The sequence below is a fragment of the Terrisporobacter muris genome, assembly GCF_024621905.1.
Lineage (GTDB): Bacteria > Bacillota > Clostridia > Peptostreptococcales > Peptostreptococcaceae > Terrisporobacter > Terrisporobacter muris.
On the sequence record NZ_JANKBY010000039.1, the window covers coordinates 1 to 19,031 of the forward strand.

The 19,031-nt window shown below is 30.3% G+C and carries 16 protein-coding genes and 2 pseudogenes; 1 reads left to right on the forward strand and 17 read right to left on the reverse strand.

Translation table 11 applies throughout. The features are described 5' to 3' along the window. The 11 genes and pseudogenes from NSA58_RS20840 to NSA58_RS05180 form a co-directional block, all read right to left on the reverse strand. Nucleotides 1-109 (reverse strand): annotated as a pseudogene (locus NSA58_RS20840) (amino acid ABC transporter permease); the annotation flags it as partial. A gap of 5 nt (nt 110-114) precedes the next feature. After that, nucleotides 115-1,203: an EpsG family protein gene (locus NSA58_RS05135; protein WP_257560221.1), complete on the reverse strand. Its 1,089-nt coding sequence runs from the start codon at nt 1,201-1,203 to the stop codon at nt 115-117. Continuing rightward, entirely contained in the window at nt 1,203-2,090 is an 888-nt protein-coding gene (locus tag NSA58_RS05140) for a glycosyltransferase family 2 protein (protein ID WP_074429347.1), read from the reverse strand. Before NSA58_RS05140 ends, NSA58_RS05135 begins: the two co-directional genes overlap by 1 nt. Then, the gene (locus tag NSA58_RS05145; RefSeq protein ID WP_257560222.1) at nt 2,053-3,195 is read right to left on the reverse strand and encodes a glycosyltransferase family 1 protein; all 1,143 of its coding nucleotides are present in this window, start codon (nt 3,193-3,195) and stop codon (nt 2,053-2,055) included. Before NSA58_RS05145 ends, NSA58_RS05140 begins: the two co-directional genes overlap by 38 nt. Further along, nucleotides 3,165-4,280, reverse strand: a complete 1,116-nt coding sequence (locus NSA58_RS05150; RefSeq protein WP_257560223.1) for a glycosyltransferase family 4 protein — start codon at nt 4,278-4,280, stop codon at nt 3,165-3,167. Before NSA58_RS05150 ends, NSA58_RS05145 begins: the two co-directional genes overlap by 31 nt. A 27-nt stretch (nt 4,281-4,307) precedes the next feature. Beyond that, entirely contained in the window at nt 4,308-4,925 is a 618-nt protein-coding gene (locus NSA58_RS05155) for a sugar transferase (RefSeq protein ID WP_074080018.1), read from the reverse strand. After that, complete coding sequence (locus NSA58_RS05160) at nt 4,909-6,816, reverse strand: polysaccharide biosynthesis protein (RefSeq protein ID WP_074080019.1); 1,908 nt, start codon at nt 6,814-6,816, stop codon at nt 4,909-4,911. The genes NSA58_RS05155 and NSA58_RS05160 overlap by 17 nt, the downstream gene beginning before the upstream one ends. A gap of 48 nt (nt 6,817-6,864) precedes the next feature. Next, nucleotides 6,865-7,557 carry a CpsD/CapB family tyrosine-protein kinase gene (locus NSA58_RS05165; RefSeq protein ID WP_074080020.1) on the reverse strand — a complete coding sequence of 231 codons (693 nt, stop codon included), beginning with the start codon at nt 7,555-7,557 and terminating at the stop codon, nt 6,865-6,867. An 11-nt stretch (nt 7,558-7,568) separates the two neighbouring features. Continuing rightward, complete coding sequence (locus tag NSA58_RS05170) at nt 7,569-8,312, reverse strand: YveK family protein (protein ID WP_257560224.1); 744 nt, start codon at nt 8,310-8,312, stop codon at nt 7,569-7,571. Further along, nucleotides 8,296-9,099, reverse strand: coding sequence for a helix-turn-helix transcriptional regulator (locus NSA58_RS05175; RefSeq protein ID WP_257560225.1), 804 nt, complete (start codon nt 9,097-9,099; stop codon nt 8,296-8,298). Before NSA58_RS05175 ends, NSA58_RS05170 begins: the two co-directional genes overlap by 17 nt. A gap of 158 nt (nt 9,100-9,257) precedes the next feature. After that, on the reverse strand, nt 9,258-10,835 hold the full coding sequence (locus NSA58_RS05180; RefSeq protein ID WP_242842699.1) for a BCCT family transporter: 1,578 nt from the start codon (nt 10,833-10,835) through the stop codon (nt 9,258-9,260). Between the two features lie 631 nt (nt 10,836-11,466). Between NSA58_RS05180 and NSA58_RS05185 the strand changes: the two genes are divergently transcribed. Beyond that, the gene (locus NSA58_RS05185) at nt 11,467-12,315 is read left to right on the forward strand and encodes a YitT family protein (RefSeq protein WP_079764732.1); all 849 of its coding nucleotides are present in this window, start codon (nt 11,467-11,469) and stop codon (nt 12,313-12,315) included. Between the two features lie 135 nt (nt 12,316-12,450). Here NSA58_RS05185 and NSA58_RS05190 read toward each other — a convergent pair. From NSA58_RS05190 to NSA58_RS05215, 6 genes and pseudogenes are all read right to left on the reverse strand, one after another. Continuing rightward, nucleotides 12,451-12,949: pseudogene (locus NSA58_RS05190) on the reverse strand (DUF1638 domain-containing protein). Nucleotide 12,950: 1 nt separating this feature from the next. After that, nucleotides 12,951-14,210 (reverse strand): ASKHA domain-containing protein, encoded by a 1,260-nt coding sequence (locus NSA58_RS20660; RefSeq protein WP_330652539.1) that lies wholly within the window; start codon nt 14,208-14,210, stop codon nt 12,951-12,953. Then, on the reverse strand, nt 14,192-14,569 hold the full coding sequence (locus tag NSA58_RS05200) for a 2Fe-2S iron-sulfur cluster-binding protein (protein WP_257560226.1): 378 nt from the start codon (nt 14,567-14,569) through the stop codon (nt 14,192-14,194). Before NSA58_RS05200 ends, NSA58_RS20660 begins: the two co-directional genes overlap by 19 nt. A gap of 214 nt (nt 14,570-14,783) precedes the next feature. After that, on the reverse strand, nt 14,784-15,602 hold the full coding sequence (locus NSA58_RS05205; protein WP_257560227.1) for a histidinol-phosphatase HisJ family protein: 819 nt from the start codon (nt 15,600-15,602) through the stop codon (nt 14,784-14,786). 329 nt (nt 15,603-15,931) lie between these two features. Next, entirely contained in the window at nt 15,932-17,389 is a 1,458-nt protein-coding gene (locus tag NSA58_RS05210) for an aminoacyl-histidine dipeptidase (RefSeq protein ID WP_257560228.1), read from the reverse strand. A gap of 93 nt (nt 17,390-17,482) precedes the next feature. After that, on the reverse strand, nt 17,483-18,895 hold the full coding sequence (locus NSA58_RS05215; protein ID WP_052232930.1) for a YfcC family protein: 1,413 nt from the start codon (nt 18,893-18,895) through the stop codon (nt 17,483-17,485). Nucleotides 18,896-19,031 lie beyond the last annotated feature (136 nt).

Sequence of the window (19,031 nt, forward strand, 5' to 3'; positions counted from 1 at the left end):
CCATTTGACCTTTATCAACAGACTGTATTCCAGATCTTAATATTTCAGCCACATAAGCACTGGAATTTATAGATAATGCAAATGCACCTGCTATAAATTTTGAAGATATAGGCCCTACATCTGGAAACCAACACACATTTGATAATAGAAAAACCCAAAATAACAAAGTATCATTATATAATACATTAAATCCTTTTCTCTTTCGTCAAATATATTCTGCAAGAGCCATGGTAAAAGTATCAAGTTATACAAAGAAAAATAAATAGGTAATCTTCCCAATAACACACCACTTTTAGCTATTTTAGATATTACATAAAGCCCACTTGCTATCAATGACATATTTATACTCAACTTAATAACTGGTGTCAATTTGTCTTTTATCTTATCTCTATATATAAATGCTATAATTACAGGTACTGATTCCACCAATATTCTAATTACACTTGTTCCATCATCAGTATCTTTAAATTCCTCAATTGATGTTGCATAATCAGTAGTTTCAACCATATCTGTAAGTAGATTGGTAAACTTATCTGCAAATACCATTGCCAGTATAATAACCCCAATAAACATCATCGTTCTTTTGTTCCATGGTTCTCCTTTAGCTATAAAGTACATTGGTATTAAAATTAATGCAGATATATGGATGGTGGATAATATACATACAATAATTATATATAATATGGTTTTATTTCTAAGAATCAATCCAGTACAAGCAAACATGATAGATGCAACCATAAATTGCCTCATACCATTAAACATCCATGTAAACTGACATGATGCCGTAAATAAAAATGCACTGACACCAAAGTTACATGAATATTTATAAATTGGTATCATTACACATATCCCACTTATTACTGCAATTATCCAAAGCCAAATAGTATAATTATCTGATATATATGTCTTTATTAATATTGAAAATAATCTAAACCCTGGTTCCCTAGCACTACTATCAAATATAACATCATGAGCTTCTGAAAATAATGGATAATCATTAAACATTTTAATATATGCAGTTGTATCAGCCACATGGCTTCTCATACCTGCAAAAAATATAATTATTGAAAAAACTATAAAAGCCATAAATAAATTTACTCTTTTTTCATAAACCTCATTTCCTACACATACTTGTCTTGCAGTAATCTGTGACATTATTCCCCATATAACTACCCAGCCAAGCATAAAAATATATACTGCCATTATGCTGCTCCTTGTCTATTTTTTCTTATAACAATTAAATATAAAATTACACCAAAAGGATATGCTAATAGCGTCATAAACTTCTTAGGAGATTCAATTAGAAATTTTTTATTTTTCATAATTAAACTTCCAGATACATAATGGATACACGACTTAAATTTATTAATTAATTTTTTATCATACTCCATATGTACCTTCCTCATAAATGAAAATCCCCTTGGATTTTTATAATACTGTCTAAACATATTCATACTAGAACCATCTTCCATATATTCAACAACACACACAGCTTCATTTAGTATAAGCAATTCATAATCTTGATCAGCCAACAAATACTTATAATCTAATGGAACAAACCTTTCTCCTTCAAACTCAGGATACTTTGGATAACTATTTATAACATCTGTCCTATAAATCAGCTTCTTATCTCCCTTACCACCATTATCATAAAATCCACTTAATGTAGTAGACTTTTTATCTGGTAACTTACATCCTATTACTTCACCATTTTTGTATATATCTAAGGCAATTATTCCACTGTATTTATCACTACCATTTTTCTTCCAAAATTCTGTAATTAGCTCTACAGCATTATCTGGCATAAAATCATCAGAATCAATACATACATTTAACTCTGTATCAATTAACTCATAAGCAGCATTATGACCTGTATGCATTCCACCATTTTCTTTATAATGATATCTAATTTTAAAACCATCATCATTTTTTATCCATTGTTTTACTAATTCTTTAGTATCATCATTAGACCCATCATCTATAATCAACCATACAAAATCTTTACAAGTCTGTCTTACTAAGCTTTCATAACATTGACTTAAAATATAAGCTCTATTGTATGTTGGTGTAAACACTGTAAGTGTTGCCAAGCTTAATCCCCCTTTGCCATATTCTTAAATAAAACTCCTGTAGCCATATAGCATTTGATTTTATATCAAACTTAGAATTTTGAATTTCATTGTATAAGTTTTTTCTTATCTTATCTTTATTTTTTATAATTTCATTAGCCCAATACTTTGAAGTTTCTTCTAAGCTGATACTTTTTACATTCTTAGTTACTATACATTCCTTTGGAACCTTATCTGATATTATACAATCTAGTCCAGATGCTTGAGACTCTATCATGGTTAACGGAATTCCTTCATACAATGAAGGTAATATAAATATATCCATACATTGCATCAAATCATTTACATCATTTCTTGCACCTAAAAACTTCACCTTATCTAGTAGCCCTAAGTCATCAACCTTCCTCTTTATATCTTCTTCCAAAGGTCCATCACCTACTAGTAATAAAGCACTATTAGATTCTTTTTCACAAACTTCTTTAAAAATATCTATAATAAAGCTATGGTTCTTTTCTTGTCTAAACCTTCCCACATGACCTATTACAAATTTACCTGTAATATCTAGCTTTTCTTTCATCTTCAATGATTTTTCTTCATTATATATATATCTTTTAGTATCAATAGCATTATTTAAAATAATAAAATCTGATGTATTAAACATCCATTCACCAGCTTCTTTACCACATGCAAACATATAATCTGCGTACTTTGGTATAAATTTTTTTGCTATTAATTTGATAACATATTTTAAATTTTTATTTTGATTAGAGCTATGGCTATGGGCAATAGTAAAATTCACACCATTTTTCTTAGCAGATTTAAGTACTATCCCACTCAAACAATCTTGATGACAGTGAACTATATTATACTCTTTATGCTTCTTAAAAAAATTATCCAAAGCCTTCAAGTACTTAGGACTAAAAGGATTCAATCTAGGTAAATGATAAATCTTCCCACCAAGTTCCTCTATCTCATCATCATAATCCCATCTCTCATCCCTATGAGTCAGAAAATCAAACTGAACCTTACTTCTATCAATATTTCTATAGTAATTCATAATCATGGTTTCTAATCCACCACGACCCATATATGTTACTACATGCAAAACTCTAATTGGTTCACCCATCTTCCCATTTCCTCCACAGTTTCCTCAACTACCTTATCCTTATCAAAAATCTCCTCCATATGTTTTCTACCTTCTCTACCCATGTCCACTTTCTTATCAAAATCCATATCAACAAACATCCTTATCTTCTCATAAAGCTCTTCACTATCCTTCACTTTACAAGTCCAACCATTAACACCTTCCACCACAGCTTCCTTACAACCATTTATATCACTAGTAATCAGCACTCTCCCCATTGCAGCGCCTTCCAAAAGCACATTTGCCATTCCTTCATGATATGATGGAAGAACTACACAGTGGCTATCTCTAATAAAAGGTCTTACATCTTCTTGATATCCATAATATTTGATAAGCCCTTCATTTTCTAAATCTTCTATCAAAATTTTATAATCTTCTTCAAACCATCCTATAAAAGAGAACTCCACGTTAGAGTATTCTTTTTTTATCCTTCTTATTGCTTCAAATAGCTCATTTACCCCTTTTTCAGTCATTATTCTACCAACAAATAAGAATTTCACCACATCATCTGAAGGCATTTCACAGTATTGAAACTGATTAAGATTTACTCCTGCTCCTTTTAGTACTATTGCCTGATCTTCACCTATAGTGTTGTCATCTATAAGCACTTGAGCATTAGCAATATTTTCAAAGAAGACTCCTTTTGCATTTTTTAGACCTATTTTATACAAATTACTTACTATATTTTTTATAAGTCCACCCCTATAATAAGCACTTCCCAGCCCTGTCACATTTGCCATAAATGGAACGTCATATAATCTACATGCAATACCTCCATATATATTGCATTTTATTGTATATGCTAAAACCAAGTCTGGTTTTTCCTCTTTAATTATTTTCGTATAATTTTTAAGTAATATTAAATCCTTTATTGGATTAACACTTTTCCTATCAACATTTGTATCAATTACCTTAACCCCCAGGCCCTTGATTTTTTCTATGTCTTGTGAAAAGGGAAGAGATATAACAACCTCATATCCCTCTTCTACAAGTTTAGAAACTAATTCTTTTCTAAATTTATAAATAGTAGCAAAATGATTTGCTAATATTAACAGTTTTTTCCCCATATTAAAAACTCCTAAGTAAACGTATTTTTACTTTTCCAATTTTCCTTCAACAACCCCATCTTTTTTTAACACTTTAAATATAGTCAAAAAGAAACATTTAATATCAAATAACAAATCCATCTTCTCTACGTATTCCCCATCATACATAGCTTTCATATATATTGGCAACTCATCTCTACCGTTGATTTGAGCCCATCCTGTAAGACCTGGCACTACATCATTTGCTCTGTATTTGTCTCTTTCTTCTATTAAATCAAATTGATTCCAAAGAGCTGGTCTAGGACCAATTATACTCATTTCCCCTTTTATAATATTGATAATCTGTGGTAATTCATCTAAGCTTGTTTTCCTCAAAAATTCCCCAATTTTTGTGATATAAGCTTCTGGATTATCTAATAAATGAGTAGGTGTATCTTTTGGTGTATCAATTCTCATGGTTCTAAATTTTAAAATGTTAAATTCTTTCTTATTAACTCCGATTCTTCTCTGTTTAAATAAAACAGGTCCCCTTGAATCCAATTTAATTAATAAGATAATTACAAGAAATAATGGTGATAAAATTACAATTCCTGTTATAGAAATTACAAAATCTAAAAATCGCTTAATCTTAGGGTAAAATGGTTTAGTTTTACCCTGTGATTGCAACCTTATCCACTCCTCTTTCTTCCTTTATTATATAAGTAGGTACTATCCCCTTTACTACATATCTAACTTCTTCTTCATCGTTTTTCTCTGCAACTTCATTCAAATATCTCAACTTATCAAAGAAATCTTCTTCATCAACTTCGATAGGTTGCCCAATATAAATCTGGCTTTTCACTGTTTCTCTCAAGCCTTCCTCATCCATAAGTATCTCTTCATAAAGTTTTTCCCCAGGTCTAAGCCCTGTAAATTCAATCTTAATATCCACATCAGGCTCCAAACCACTAAGTGAAATAAGGTTCTTCGCCAAGTCAAGAATCTTTACTGGTTCTCCCATGTTTAGCACGAAGATTTCGCCACCCCTAGCGATTGCTCCTGCTTCCAGTACCAGTGACACCGCTTCTGGAATTGTCATAAAAAATCTTGTTATTTCTGGATGAGTTACTTTTACTGGTCCTCCTTCTTCTATCTGCTTCTTAAATAGAGGAACTACGGAACCGTTACTTCCTAAAACGTTGCCAAATCTTACTGCCACAAACTCTGTTTCACTACTTTTATTCAGTGTTTGTACTATCATTTCACAACATCTTTTTGTTGCACCCATTATATTTGTTGGGTTTACTGCTTTATCTGTAGAGATTAATACAAATCTTTTCACCTTGTGCTTAGCTGAAAGTTCTGCCACGTTCAACGTTCCGAATACGTTGTTTTTAATGGCTTCACAAGGACTATCTTCCATAAGAGGTACGTGCTTATGTGCTGCTGCATGGAATACTATTTCCGGCTGGTAGTTTATAAAAATTTCTTCCATTCTATTTTTGTCTCTTACAGATGCAATCAAAACTTTTAAATCCATATTTTCATATTTTCTTATTAATTCTTGTTGAAGTTCGTATACATTGTTCTCATAGATGTCTACTAAAATTAGTTCACTAGGATTTAGTGAAGTTATTTGTCTACAAAGTTCTGAGCCAATGGATCCCCCTGCTCCTGTTACTAACACTTTTTTCCCCTTTATAAAGCGAAGTACTTCTTTGTCTCTGATTTGTACACTTTCCCTCCCTAACAAGTCTTCTATTTCCACATCTCTGATTTTTTTTATACTTACTCTTCCATCAATAAGTTCATAAATTCCTGGTATAGTCTTTATTTTGCACTTTGTATTGTTACAAATTTGCATTATCTCTCTTTTTCTTCTTCTTTTTATTTTAGCTATACTAAAAATAATCTCATCTATTTGTAGATTTTTAACTATCTGCTCTATGTCATTAGTCGTTCCTATTACAGGTACGTTGTAATAAGATTTTCCTCGCTTATTTTCATCGTCATCGATTATTCCCACAGGACACATGTTTAGCTGTGGATTTTCAAATATTTCTTTTAAAATAAGCTTACCAGCTGAGCCTGCTCCAACTATCAATACTTTCATTCTATTTTCCATATTTTGATTTAATCTAAAATAAAGTACTGCCCTTCTTGCTGTTCTATATAAAATTCTCATGCCACACATCCCCAAATGCGTAAGTAATATATTTACAATATAAAAAGTAGCGTAATAGTTTATTTTTTCTATTTTAAAAATAATAAAATATGTAAATGTTGAAATTATAGTAGATATTAAGATCATTATGATTTCTCTGTCCACACTGGTGGACCACAATGTTCTATAAATTCCAAGGATTGAAAATATTGTTAAACATATTGTTATCATTGTAAAAAATGGTAATAACATGTTTTTTCCCAAATATGAAATGCCCATGGTCGCTGATAAAGATATGATAAAAGCCCCCGTCAAGATTATGATGTCTGATATTAGTAATACTACTTGTCTATATCTAAAATCACCATACTCTCTGCTGTAGTAATTGATTTTCTCTAAAATTTTAGCCCCCATTTAGCCATCTCCCCTTGTAAATAACTCATCCATACCCCTATAAATCAGTTATCTTCTTTTTCTTCTTTTAAAAAATGACGTTTTACCTTTTTCTTCTTTATAATATCCATAATACTTGTAGTATTTGTGGTCACCTGCTTTAAACTTGTTAAGTATTACCCCTATAACATTTGCATTAACTTTTTCAAGTTTACCTCTTGTGACCTTTGCCATTTGCTGATCTATATATTCTGATGCATTTACTATTATTGTCCCATCTAAGTATCTAGCTAATATGGCTGCATCATTCAGTCTTCCCAGTGGTGGTGAGTCTATAAAAATGTAATCATAATCACCTTTTAGACTCTCTATGATGTCTCTAAATTTTTTTGATTCTAATAATACTGAGCTGTTTGAAGGTGACACCCCACATGTCAACACATCAAATCCTTCCACTTTTTTTATACATTCTTTTCTGTCCATATCATTCATGGTCATGTCTGCTATTCCTTTTTTATTTTCTATTTCTAAAGTTTTAGCCACTGACTTCTTCCTAAAATCGCAGTCTATTAGGAGAATTCTATGATTTTCTAAATCAGAGAAACATTTTGCTATGGAACATACTGTAGTAGTTTTACCCTCATCCATTTCAGCACTTGTAAAAACTATAGTTTTTATATCAGTGTTTAACGAGATGTTAGTTCTTATTTCTCTATAAGCTTCATTAATTTCAAAACTACCACTATCATATAGCCCTAACATATTTAACCCCCTTATTTTTTCTTACCATGTTTTCCCTTGGAAGAATCTTTGTCTAAAGGAACAGTTCCTATTAATTGATAATTCCAGTATTTGTTTACATCATCTGGTGTAACTATTTTTGTGTCCAAACATTCTCTAAGTAAAACAAAGAATATAGATAATACAATTCCTATTGCTGCAAATTTAAAAAGCGCTAAATCCCTCGATCTTCCTATTAATGCTGGCTCTGATGCATCATATACAACTTCCACACAATCAATTCCAATAAGTCTTACTAATTCTTCGTTAAAAGCTTCTGGAATTTTCTTCGCTGCATCTTTTGCTACCTCTGCATTTCTACTAATTATAGAAATATCAATAAATTCAGCCATTTCTTCTCTAACTGTGGCACTTATACTTCCCACCTCTGCCGATGAGATTTTCAAAGAACTTGCCACTAAACTTTTTACATTGCTCGATGATGCTAAGGAATAATATGTTCCAGCAATATTTTGATTTTGAGAAATGTTGTAAGTTGAATATGGATCTGTTTGTGTTGAATTTGTACTGCTACTGCTACTTTTGCTTTTTTTCACTTGTTTTGCTGTGTTAATTCTTACTGTTACTGTAGATCTGTAAGTCGGAACATAGTTAACATAATTCTTATAAGTCTTGTACCCACCAAGTGCTAAACATATAATCATTATTAAAATAACTATAAGTTTTCTTCTTTTGAACATGTCCACATATTCTCTTAGGTTAATACTTTGTTCCATTATTCCCTCCAATTTCCATGTACTCTTTTAAATCTTGTGCAATAATTGTTTCCATGTTATCGGAAGCATTAAGCCCGTAACTAAAATTTTCAATAAAACTTGGGTCCTTAATTTCCTCTTCCAAAATTTCTATGGATTTCATATTTTCTATCCTATAATAAGTGATTTCTTCTAAGTTGTCCTGAATAGATACTAAGTAATAGTTTTCATGGTTGTTTACCATGCTTATTGGATTGACTTTTAGATGTCCTTTCCCATTGTCATCTTTTTCATTGCAACCTATCCCCTGGTTACAGTCATTCTGACAATAGTTAAAAGTAATTTTTTTATTTTGTGTGATTGCCTCATTGATAAGATTAAGATTGTCATAAATTTTCTCGTTGATATTTTTACCAGAGTCATCAATAAATACATTACTTTCTACAATTCTGCCCCTGAAAATAAAATTTAGTGTACTTATTTTTTCTAGAAGTTCTTCAGTTTTTTTCTTGGTGATAAACTTACTAGCCTTAACTGAATCCATTAAAAGCTTCAACTCATACTCTTTAAAAAAGAAGTCTTTAAGGAAATAGCCCTCTTTTTCCTTATCGTAACCACTGACTTCTAGACCAATGTTCCTCATATCTTTAATATATGCATACATGGTCCTTCTGTCTAAAGTGATACCCAGCTTTTTTTTCATATGATAGTTTATTTCTTTTATGGATATGGAGACATCTTCACTAGAATAAGTTCTCAAAATATTAATAAATGCGCAGAATTTAATATTATTGCTTACTTTTTCCATCCCAATCCTCCTATAATCACAAATATAAAAAAGCTTATATCTTTTTCCCAATTAATTGAAAACTCTGCTAGTTTATATTTAATATAATTATATATATATTCAAAAAAATGTACAACGAAATTGTACATTTTTTTGGACAATAAATTTTCTGGCTTTTTCTACATTTTACTACATTTTTCTTTCCTAAGCTCTTTCACCAGAGCTACCCCAATAGCTATAATAATAATCGCAAAAGGAAAAGACACCACTATGGCAAATCTTTGCAGTATATCCAGCCCTCCCAGCATTATAAACACAATTGCAAATAGTGCTTGAATAACACCCCATACAATTTTATTTATATTTCTAGGGTTTAAACTTCCCCTAGAAGTAAACATACTCAGTACATATATGGCTGAGTTTGCAGAGGTAATAAAAAAAGTAAACAACAAGAATATTGCTGTTATAGAAAATGCAAATCCACCTTTATACTGAGATAAAACTTTAAACAAACTTGTATCAGTGCAAGTAATAGCATCCTTAGCAAACTCATACCCCAAATCCATACCCATCATTCCAAAAATTACAAACCAAAGCATACATATAATAGAAGGAACTATAATAACTCCAAGAACAAACTCCCTAATAGTTCTCCCCTTGGAGATCCTTGCAATAAAAACTCCAACAAAAGGTGACCAAGAAATCCAGTAGGCCCAGTAAAAAATCCTCCATTTATATACCCATTCATTGCTTGTAATTGGATTTATAAACAAGCTTTGTGACACAAAATAATTAAGATAATCTCCCACACCATTTACAAAAGTATTCATGATTTCTGATGTTGGTCCCACAAAAAAACATCCCACTACTAAAATAGTAGCCAAAGCCAAGTTTATGTTAGATAATTGCTTCATTCCTTTGTCCAAACCACCCACAGCTGTCCATATGTAAATTACGGTTATTACTAATATGATAAGAAGTTGAAGTTTGAAACTGTTTTTTATTCCAAATAAATACTCCACTCCTCCTCCAATTTGCATAGTTCCCAGTCCCATAGACGCTGCCACTCCTACTACTGTAATAAAAACAGCCAACACATCTACAACTAGCTTTATGGAGTTTTTATACTTGCTGTTTTCCAAAATTGGATCAAGTGTACTGCTAATAAGGCCTTTTCTTCCTTTTCTAAATTGAAAATAAGCTAAAGAAACGCCTATAACTGCATAGGAAACCCAAGACATAACCCCCCAGTGAATAAAGCTCTGCTCAATAGCAAACCTAATGGCATCCTCACTACCACCTACTGCATTTAGTGGATTAACAAAATGGCTCATAGGTTCCCATGCTCCAAAGAAGACCAGCCCTATACCCATTCCTGCCCCAAACAGCATGGAAAACCACACAATATTGCTAAATTCAGGTTTGTCACTCTCCTTTCCAAGCTTTATATCTCCATATTTGCTAAAAGCCAGATACAAAGAGAATACAAAAATACCAAGCATAAGCATAAGATACATGGGACTAAATTTATCTATAAGTACATTGAACAACTTTGTAGATATGTAGTTAAATTTTTCTGGCAACAAAATTCCCACAGATACCACTGTGGCAGTTAATAACAAAGAGAATATCAGTACATAGTTTATACCATTTTTACTACTGTTACTTTTATCACCTCTAAAGTTTTTGTATGGTCTTTTTTTCTTGTATTTATATCTCTTTGTCAAGTTATCATACTTCAATGATCTCGAAAACATACTATCCCCCCATTTATTTTGATATAATTTATTATTCAAAAAATCTGCGAAATAGTACTCTATGAAAAATTAGTAATTTTATTCCTCATATTTAACATGGATACAATGTATTTTTAACATTCCTTTAACCATCCAATGTAAAACTTGTTGTACTATATAATTGTAAACAGTTAGAGATAAGTGATGGATTTAACTGTGAGTCATTTGATAATATAAATTGTAAATAATTGATTGTGGATGTTTAAAAGATTTTATTGCCTACCTAGGATTATTTTTCATTTATAATGAAAATATTTTGTTCTTATATATTTAAAAAAGCTAGGGTCTCCTGCCCTAGCTTTCTTTTTATACCTTTATAAAATTATTCTACAATTTCTACATAACATTCATTACCATTAACTATTACATAATCTCCTGTTTTTATTAATTCAAAAGAATGACCGATTTTTACTATAACTCCTGTTTTTTCATATACTCCTGACCAGGCTTGTATAATTTCTGTATAGTTCTATAATCACCCCCTTCAATCCTTTATTCTCTACTTAAGTATTCACTGTTTTAATACTTCCTACATATTATTTAATTGTCTTGGTTAAACTTATAAAAAATGCTTCTGAGAGGTGTAGCTAAAATGAAATCAGAAATAAAATTTAACGAAATTATAATCCTTCTTATAGGATGTTTCTTCATGGCTATTTCCATAAATATGTTTTTAAATCCTCATAATATTGCACCAGGAGGACTTACAGGTGTATCCATAATTATTAATACCTTAACTGGTTTTCCAATTTGGCTTATAAATATAATCTTTGATATACCTTTATTTTTATTTGCTTTTCGAATTCTTGGTAAAAAAGATGCGACAAAAACACTACTTGGTATAATATTTCTTACTGGTTCATTAAAAATAACAGAGAACCTGGGAAATATTCAAGTAACTAACGATGTACTTTTATCTTCTATCTCCGGTGGTATCATACTTGGAATAGCCCTTGGGCTTATTTTTAGAATAAACGGAAGTACTGGTGGTACTGATCTGATAGGACTTTTGGCAAATAAAGCCTTTCCTTCACTTAGTGTTCCAACACTTATGGGATTTGCCGATGGTTGTGTTGTAATTTTATCAGGAGTTGTCAGCAGAAACATAGAAATAGCTCTTTATTCTGCCATAACGCTTTACATAATAGTAAAAGTCAGCGACATAATGGTGGAAGGTATTAATACTTCATCATCTTTTATGATAATTTCTGATAAGTATGTGGAGGTTGGAAATGCTATCAAAGATGAGCTAAAAAGAGGTGCAACTATTTTAAAAGGTCAAGGTCTATACACTGGAAGTGAAAAAAACGTCCTTCTTGTTGTAGTGTCTAAGAAAGAGGTTGTAACTTTAAAAAAACTTGTTAAACATACAGATCCAAAGGCATTTATCATAATAAGTGATATTTTCGAGGCTTTAGGTGAAGGATTCAAACCTATATAAATTCTTTAGTATAAAACCAGTATGATTTCAATGTACATATATTTTGAATCGTACTGGTTTTATATAAATAATAATTTTTATCTAAATTCAAATCGTAAATTTTCTATCTTAGTTTTTATATGAAATCCCAAGTTTTTATTTTTCCCCTCTATCTTTTACTACAAATCCTTTATCTACCACATCTAACAAAGTTTTTTCCACTATGGACAAATCTCCCTCTACAATTTCATAAGACAAATCAAGTTCATCACACAAAGATTGAAATTTCCCCATTATATCCTCAACATCATAAGCATTTGTATTTATAATCCTTATGTATTCATAATTATCCATCATCATCTTATACATCTTTATTGCTTTTTTATCTCCGTACTTTTCTTTCATTTTGATTATCTCATTATACAAACTATTATCATTTTCTATGTATCTTTTTGTAAAGAAATAGGTTCGTTCAATTTTTTTGTTTTTCATCTCCACCTAAATATAAAGATATACAATCACTAACTTTTGTCAAAATCAGATTAGAATAGTCTGATTTAAGCCCCAAAACCCACTTTCCACATTGCCCATATAATAAAGTTATAGTTTCATATTCTTGGTTTTCATCTATAATCTCTTGTAACTTTAATTTTATTTTATAACATTAAAGAGTCTGTAAATATTTTGTTAAAATCTTTATGATTAGCCAACTCCACATGCTTTATTTTATCAACTAATTTATTCATATTATCATACTTATCTTTGTACAGAATAGTTTGAATAGCACCGCTACCTGCTGCATTTCCTATTATTTTAATTTTGTCACTTTCAATATTCGGTATCATTTCTATACTTTTTATGTTATCAATATCTAAATTGCTTCCAAAAGCCCCTGCCATAAGAATTTGATCTAATTTTTCTATCTTTCCTTCTCTCATTAAAAGTTCTATACCTGTTCTTACTGCTGCTTTTGCCAGTTGTAAATTAGCTATATCTTCTTGTGTAATACTAACTTTTTTATTATTTTTATTATTAGAAAGTATAATCTCGTAAGATTTTCCATCTTTATTGATTCTATCTTTAATATTTTGCGATACATTATCATCGAGTTTATCTGGTTTAACAATCCTTCCTTGTGGAAGAATTATATCCTTTTCTACCAATTTACTGATTAAATTTATATAACCTGAACCACAAATCCCAATCGGATCTTCCTTATCTTCTATAGTTTTTATATTAATATCTTTATCCAAATCTATATCACAGGAATATACTGCGCCTTCACTTGCTCTCATTCCATACTTCATGTTAGCTCCCTCAAAAGCAGGACCTGCAGCAGTAGAACAAACAAGAATCTCTTCATCAGTTTTTAATGCTAATTCACAGTTAGTTCCCACATCAATAAGCAATATATTTCCTTTCATATTTTTCATATCACTACTTATTATCGCGCCTAAAGTATCTGAACCTACATAACCACCTATATTAGGAAGTAGTATAAATCTAGTATTTTCATCTAAACTAGAAAGGTTTAGTAAATCTACCTTGCCTATAATTTTATCTGAAAAAACTGAATTAAAAGGTGCTCTTGCTATTCCCTTTACACAAGCCCCCATAAGCAAGTGACTCATGGTAGTATTACCAACCATACTAACGATGCTTATATCTGACTTACTTATTTTATTATTCATAAGAAGTTTTTCTATTATTTTATTAACGGTTGTTGCTATTTCCTTTTGAAGATCTTCTTTATTTTTTTCATTTTCTATTGAATAATTAATTCTAGATATTACATCTGCTCCATATTTTTTTTGTAAATTAAGATTTGATTTATTGTCTATAATTTTTCCATTAACAAAATCAATAAGATATGCTGCTACAGTAGTTGTTCCAATATCTATGGCAATTCCAAATATATCTTTTCTACTATAGGATTTATATTTTTATTACTTTTTATAATTTGCCCTTTTTCAACCATATCCTTATTTTCATTAATAATTTCTATAGTTATATCTCCTAGTACAGTTCTTTCACATGCCAATACTATTTTTTCATCTATTTCTTTTTCACTTAATAACTTTTTCTCATTTTCTGTTATATTACTAATTTTTCCTTCTAATAATTTAACCTTACATTTCCCACATTTGCCTTTTGAACCACAGGTTGATTCTATGGATATATTATTTTCATTTATTGCATCCATTAACCTACTTCCAGCTTCAACTTCTTTATTATAATTATCTGGTAAAACTTTTAAATTAACTTTTTTCCCCATAGATTCTTACCTTCCTTATAAATTTTATTATCTAACTTAATTCTATATTATTAGATATAAATTCACAATTTCAACTTGTACTCTAAATATTAAAAAATATATTTATTAGTATAAAATCAAAATAGAGCTTGTAATTTATCATAAATAGATAATTTACAAACTCTATTATATACTGCAAGAATATAGTAAACCTTACAATAATCCCATATGTCCATCATGCCACTATTCCTTCTCTACTTTTTTCAATACTAATATACACAGGATTTCTTTCTTTAAACATACATACATATTTGTAATCCAAAAATTCCAACATATCATAAGCTTTATAAAAATCTTTGCAAATATCTTTAGCTTGATGAGAATCTGATCCAACGGTAATAATTTCTCCACCTAATTCCTTATATCTTTGAAGAATATTCTTATTAGGATGCATAGCTTCCAAGTTATATCTTATACCAGATGTATTCAACTCTATACCTTTTCCACTTTCAATAATTGTTTTTAACAAAGCATCTAGCACATCTTTATAATCTTTATAAATCACCTTATTATTTTCATAATTTCCGTATCTAACTATATAATCCAAATGACCATAAGTATCAAAGTTCTTAAACTCACTTACTGTTTCCAAAATACTTGTAAAATACTTTCTATAAACTTCTTCCTTACTATACCCCTCAAAAAACATAGGGTCTGGTACATTAATTTTATCCACTGTATGAGTTGAGCATAATACAAAATCAAAAGCATATTTATTAATTATATTGTTTATCTCATCTTTTAAATGCTTTTGATAGCCTACTTCTATTCCTGTATAAATATTAATGTAGTTTTTGTACTTCCACTGAAGCTCTTCAATAGATTTAAAATATTTTTCAAAATCAATACTAAATCCGTCTGTATTATACTCCATATGATCAGTAAAAGTTAAATGAGTAACCCCAATATCTAGACCTCTCTTTATTACCTTTTCCATAGGATCCTTGCCATCTCTTGAAAAAGTTGTGTGCACATGATTATCCAACATGTTCATAATATCAATCTCCTTTTTATATTTTTCGTAACAATAAAAAATATTTTAATATAAAACCTTCATCTCAATAAGATTATTGTATACACTTATATAATATATATTTTTTATGCAGCTTCCATTAAGATGGTGTAAAGACTTTGTTATAGATATGTTAAAATTCGCTCAATCATGAACGGCTTCATCATTAAAATACTTCATATCGCCAACAATATATCCTCGCTACCACTTTATTACATGGGCGCTATAAAATTTCGGATAAATCTGCGACTCAAAACTCACTTTGTTTATGTGACTCAAAAAAAGCGCCAACCTAAGTTGACGCTTTGTATTTATTTTATGTTTTTTAATATGCCAACAAGATACTTCCAAGTTCTTTCTGTTGATAATATATCTAGATGCTCATTTGGTGTATGCACATCAAATAAGTTTGGACCTATTGATATTGCTTGTGCGCCTTTTATAGCATCTAGTAATAATCCACATTCTAACCCTGCATGTATAGCTACTATTTCAGGTTTTTTACCCATTAATTCTTCATAAGTATCTACACAAATTTCCTCTAACTTAGAGTTTTTTGCGTATTCCCATTCTGGATAATCATCTATTAAATCTAATTTAACTCCTAATTGATTGCATAATAAAGTCATTCTATTATTTAAATCTTCTTTTAAACTTTTTACTGAACTTCTAGTAGCAAACTCAAATATAATCTTATCTTCATTATTAGATATAACACCTAAGTTAGTAGAACTTTCAACAAGCCCTTTAATATCCATACTCATAGTTTGAATACCTCTTGGCATTAAGTTTATTAATGAAATTATATTTTCTTTGCACTTACCATTTAATGCTTTATTAAATACTTCTTCACATTTTTCAATTTCTATTGATAAACCTGGATCAGAAGTTTTATATTCATTTTTAAATACTTGTAAAATATTTTCTATCTCATTTTCAAAATCACATTCATCATGGTTATCTATAAGCATTATACATTCTGACTCACGAGGTATGGCATTGTTTTTAAGTCCACCTTCAATAGACACTAAGTCAAAATCAATATGGCAAGTATTTGCAATGTAATTTAAAATTCTACCCATCAGTACATTCGAATTGGCTCTTTGCTTGTCTATTTCCATCCCTGAATGTCCACCAAGAAGGCCTTTTACATCTATTTTGTAAGCAACCTTTTCGCCTTCAACTTCCTTATATTCTTTGTCAATTGTTACAACTGCAGTAACTCCACCTGCACAACTTACAGTAATTGTTCCTTCTTCTTCTGAATCAAGATTTATTATATATTTTCCTTCAAATAATTCACCCTTTAAGTTCATAGCACCATTCATAGTTTCTTCTTCATCAGAAGTGAAAATTACTTCTAGAGCTGGATGCTGCAAGTCATCTGATGCAAGTAAAGCAAGTCCCATAGCAACAGCTATTCCATTGTCAGCGCCTAAAGTTGTATCTGTAGCATATAAATAATCTCCATCTACTCTTAATTCTAATGGATCTTTTGTGAAATCATGTTCTTTTCCTTTATTTTTTTCACAAACCATATCCATATGTCCTTGAATTATTACAGTAGGAGCATTTTCATATGATTTAGTAGCTGGCTTTTTAATTAAAACATTTAAATTTTCATCTTGTACTACTTCCAACCCTAGTCTTTTTCCTTCATTAGCTAAATAATCACTAATTCCTTGTTCATTTCCTGATCCTCTAGGTATTTTTGATATTTCTCCAAAATAATTAAATACTAATTGTGGTTGTAAATTTTCTATTTTCATTTCAATTCTCCTTTTAATTAAAAAGATTTAAAGAGAAAACATTTTGTTTTCTCTTTGCTTATCATTATAAAATTATGTTTTCCTAACCTTTTACTATACTAACATCATAGCTATTGATAATATTATTGCTGATGATATAAATATAGCAACTAAAACTTTGCTTACAAATTTAACCCATGTAGCATAATCTACTTTTGCTATGGCAAGTGCCCCCATTATAACACCACTTGTTGGTGTTACTAAGTTAACTAAACCACTACCTGCACTAAATATAGATATTATTAGTTCAGATTTGAACCCTAAAGATACTGCTAAAGGCCCAAATATAGGCATTGATAAACCTGCTAGACCAGATGTTGATGGTATAAAGAATGATAATACCATATATATTAAGAATGCAGCTATTGTAAATACTATAGGAGACATTCCATTTAACATTGATGATGCATGATTTAGTACATAATTATCTAATCCAGTAGTACTCATCATTACAGATATACCTTTAGATACACCTATAACTAATGCAACTCCAACCATGTCAGCTGCTCCATCCATAAAAGCCCCGATTATGTCTTTTTCACCCATGCTATAAACTATACCAATTATGATTGACATTATTACAAACCACATTCCTAATTCTGAGAACCACCAGTGACCTAATGAAGATCCTGTTAAGAATGATGTATTTGCAAATATTGTTACTCCAAATTCTTCCCAAGGAATTACCGCTGCAACCATTACTAAAAATGTTAAAGCAAATAATCCAAGAACTATTTTTCTCTTAGTATTAAACTCAACCACACCTTCATTTGTGCTATTTCCTACAAATGCTTCATGTGCTTCTTGCATTTCTTTTTCTGATAATAATGATGCTTTTTTATCTTTTTGAACTTTCTTTGCATATTTCATAACAAAGTAGATTGATATTAATAATGATGATAACCATAAAGCTATACCAGTTCCTATAACTATAACTTGATTAACTTCTATACCTACTCCATTTAAAGCTCCTATACTAGTTGAAACTAAGAATGGGTTTACTGTAGAACCTAAAACTCCACATCCTGCTCCAAGTATAATTGTTCCTACTGAAACTAGTGGGTCAAATCCTGCTACTATCATAGTTGTTGTAACTAATGCAGCAAATGCTATAGTTTCTTCAGCCATACCAAAACTTGTTCCCCCTAAAGAGAATATTAACATTAGTACTGGTATTAATATTAATTCTTTACCATTTAATTTTGTAACAACAGATCCTATACCTGCATCCAGTGCTCCTGTTTTTGCTGTTACTCCTAAGAATCCACCTATTAATAAAACAAATATTGCTATATCAATAGCCTCGTTTAAACCGTTTATAGGTGCCATAACTAAATCTGAGAATTTAGCCGCTGTAACTCCAGGTATAAATTGCGTTGCTAAAGCTATTAGTGCTGTTATAATTAATAACACAGTATAAGCCGATGGCAATGTAAACGCTTTTTTCTTTTTTATTGGTGCATCCATTTTAAATCTCTCCCTTGCTGTCTTCTTCAACAAACATATCTTTATTTTTTTAGAGTTGTTTCTCTTTTTAATAGTTTTGTCGAATAATATTTTATGTTGAATAAATAATATCACACTTTTAAAAAAATATACATAG

What these genes read in the sequence shown, in the direction of transcription:
- NSA58_RS05135 (WP_257560221.1), bottom strand. Translation starts at nt 1,203, where the DNA reads ATGGCAGTATATATTTTTATGCTTGGCTGGGTAGTTATATGGGGAATA.
- NSA58_RS05145 (WP_257560222.1), bottom strand. Translation starts at nt 3,195, where the DNA reads ATGGGTGAACCAATTAGAGTTTTGCATGTAGTAACATATATGGGTCGT.
- NSA58_RS05150 (WP_257560223.1), bottom strand. Translation starts at nt 4,280, where the DNA reads ATGGGGAAAAAACTGTTAATATTAGCAAATCATTTTGCTACTATTTAT.
- NSA58_RS05160 (WP_074080019.1), bottom strand. Translation starts at nt 6,816, where the DNA reads ATGGGGGCTAAAATTTTAGAGAAAATCAATTACTACAGCAGAGAGTAT.
- NSA58_RS05165 (WP_074080020.1), bottom strand. Translation starts at nt 7,557, where the DNA reads ATGTTAGGGCTATATGATAGTGGTAGTTTTGAAATTAATGAAGCTTAT.
- NSA58_RS05170 (WP_257560224.1), bottom strand. Translation starts at nt 8,312, where the DNA reads ATGGAACAAAGTATTAACCTAAGAGAATATGTGGACATGTTCAAAAGA.
- NSA58_RS05175 (WP_257560225.1), bottom strand. Translation starts at nt 9,099, where the DNA reads ATGGAAAAAGTAAGCAATAATATTAAATTCTGCGCATTTATTAATATT.
- NSA58_RS05180 (WP_242842699.1), bottom strand. Translation starts at nt 10,835, where the DNA reads ATGTTTTCGAGATCATTGAAGTATGATAACTTGACAAAGAGATATAAA.
- NSA58_RS05185 (WP_079764732.1), top strand. Translation starts at nt 11,467, where the DNA reads ATGAAATCAGAAATAAAATTTAACGAAATTATAATCCTTCTTATAGGA.
- NSA58_RS05200 (WP_257560226.1), bottom strand. Translation starts at nt 14,569, where the DNA reads ATGGGGAAAAAAGTTAATTTAAAAGTTTTACCAGATAATTATAATAAA.
- NSA58_RS05205 (WP_257560227.1), bottom strand. Translation starts at nt 15,602, where the DNA reads ATGAACATGTTGGATAATCATGTGCACACAACTTTTTCAAGAGATGGC.
- NSA58_RS05210 (WP_257560228.1), bottom strand. Translation starts at nt 17,389, where the DNA reads ATGAAAATAGAAAATTTACAACCACAATTAGTATTTAATTATTTTGGA.
- NSA58_RS05215 (WP_052232930.1), bottom strand. Translation starts at nt 18,895, where the DNA reads ATGGATGCACCAATAAAAAAGAAAAAAGCGTTTACATTGCCATCGGCT.